This window comes from Mesorhizobium sp. P2_E10 (genome assembly GCF_056404235.1).
In genome coordinates this window covers 1-1,665 of record NZ_JBFUEK010000046.1, presented here as the reverse complement: position 1 = coordinate 1,665, position 1,665 = coordinate 1, and the positions used below count along the sequence as shown (strand labels likewise).

Annotated in this window: 3 protein-coding genes; 2 read left to right on the top strand and 1 reads right to left on the bottom strand. The window is 59.7% G+C overall.

What is annotated here, in order from left to right; genetic code table 11:
* Positions 1-91: 91 nt before the first annotated feature.
* Together AC1D0N_RS31820 and AC1D0N_RS31815 are read left to right on the top strand one after the other, a co-directional pair.
* A complete protein-coding gene (locus AC1D0N_RS31820) occupies positions 92-772 on the top strand; it encodes a nucleotide-binding protein (RefSeq protein WP_477250578.1) in 681 nt (226 codons plus the stop codon).
* Entirely contained in the window at positions 769-1,179 is a 411-nt protein-coding gene (locus AC1D0N_RS31815; protein WP_477250577.1) for a hypothetical protein, read from the top strand. The genes AC1D0N_RS31820 and AC1D0N_RS31815 overlap by 4 nt, the downstream gene beginning before the upstream one ends.
* Positions 1,180-1,296: 117 nt before the next feature.
* Here the strand turns inward: AC1D0N_RS31815 and AC1D0N_RS31810 are convergent, their stop codons facing one another.
* Complete coding sequence (locus AC1D0N_RS31810; protein WP_477250576.1) at positions 1,297-1,638, bottom strand: hypothetical protein; 342 nt, start codon at positions 1,636-1,638, stop codon at positions 1,297-1,299.
* Between the last annotated feature and the right edge of the window lie 27 nt (positions 1,639-1,665).

Sequence of the window (1,665 nt, the reverse complement as noted above, 5' to 3'; positions counted from 1 at the left end):
TGTCTAGACCGAAATATCGTTCCATGTGTCCATGATGACTTGTTTCCACGTTAACAAGGAAACAAGTCAGCCAACGCCGGAAGGAGGCCCCATGATCATCTCCGCTGCGATCCCAAAGGGCGGCACTGGCAAATCGACGATGCTGCGCACCCTGGCGTCCGTCGCTCTGCATCGGGGTTATTCGGTCACTCTTATCGATGGCGATCGGCGGCAGAACATGAACCGCTGGTTCCAGATGCTGGATGACGCTGGCAATCGCCCTGATAGCCTGCAGCTGGTGAGCGCGATGACCCCGCAGGAAATCCTCGGCGCGGCAGCCACTCATAACGGTGAGCGCTCCGTTGTCTTGATCGATACGGAAGGCACCACAAATGACAATCTCATGGCCGGGCTCTTCGCGGCCGATATTGTCGTCGTGCCAGTCTACTTTGCCCTCGACGATGTGACCGCCGCCATCCAGATCACCKACCATTACATTCCGCTGGCGGTCGAGAGCCGGGGTAGACCGCTGCCTGCGATATTCGTGCTGACCAAGCAGACCATCATCGATGGCAGGGCGCGAGCCCTGACGGAATTGCGCTCCATTATCCAGGCCAACGGCACGCCCATTGCAGAACACGTCCTGCACAATCGTGTTGCCTACCGCGACCTTCAGACCGGGCAGACCCTCTACAGCCCTGCGGTACCTGATGCGAAGGCGATTGCCGAGAGCGAAGGGGTCTTCGACGACCTCCTGCAAACCTTCATCGAAGCCACAAGGAATGCGGCATGAGTGAAGAAACCGCACCGAAACCCGGTGACGACAAGAAAGCGCGCATGATGAAGGCGATTTCCACGCAGCCGCCGGCGCTGCCGAGCATGTTCATTTCATCAACAAAAAGCGAGGGGCACAAGTTGGAGCCAAATGCCGGATTGGCCATGCCACAGACGCCCGAGCCGGCATCGGGTGCAACGCCTGACTTTCGCAAGCTGCTGCGGCAGGGTCAGAAAAAGGATCCCGTCGCCGGCAAGAAGATTCGCGACGAGGAGATGGTCCGCTGCGGGTACTATCTGACGGCCGTGGAGCAGCGCCGGTTCAAGTTGCTGGCGATCAGCAACGGGCACAGCATGACCGAGCTGCTGCGAAAGGCTGTGCAGGATTATATCCGCGTTCATAAGCACAAACTGCCGAAGGAATAATCGGCAGTTTGGAGTCGCTGTCGCATGCTGCGACGGGTGATGTTCATGGCTCTTTTGCGACGCGCAAAAAAAGGGCCCGCGACGGTCGCTCCGTCGCGAGCCCTGAGACGTGTTTGCCTACTTGGGTTGGTTGGGGTGTTTCAGCAGTTCCCCGAGGATGCCGTCCCGCTCCGGACGCCCGCTGGCTGCCACTTTGTCGTCGACCAGCTTTGCTGCCAATTTGGGCGACAGCGGCATGAAGTCGTAGCCGTGTGAGATGGCTGCGTGGCGAAGATCCTCAAGCGCTTCGAACGCGCGGTCGCGGGTGCCAAGCCAGAGCGCGGGCTCGTCGGTTTCTTCGTGCGGGAACGCTTGCAGGAAGTAGGTCCGAAGCGGTGGATCGTAGCCGATGACAGCGTCTGGATCCGAGCGGCCCTGTCCGGTGACGATGCCCGTGACAGTGATGGTGTAGCGGCTCATTGCAACCTCCTTTGCCGGTAGGGAAGC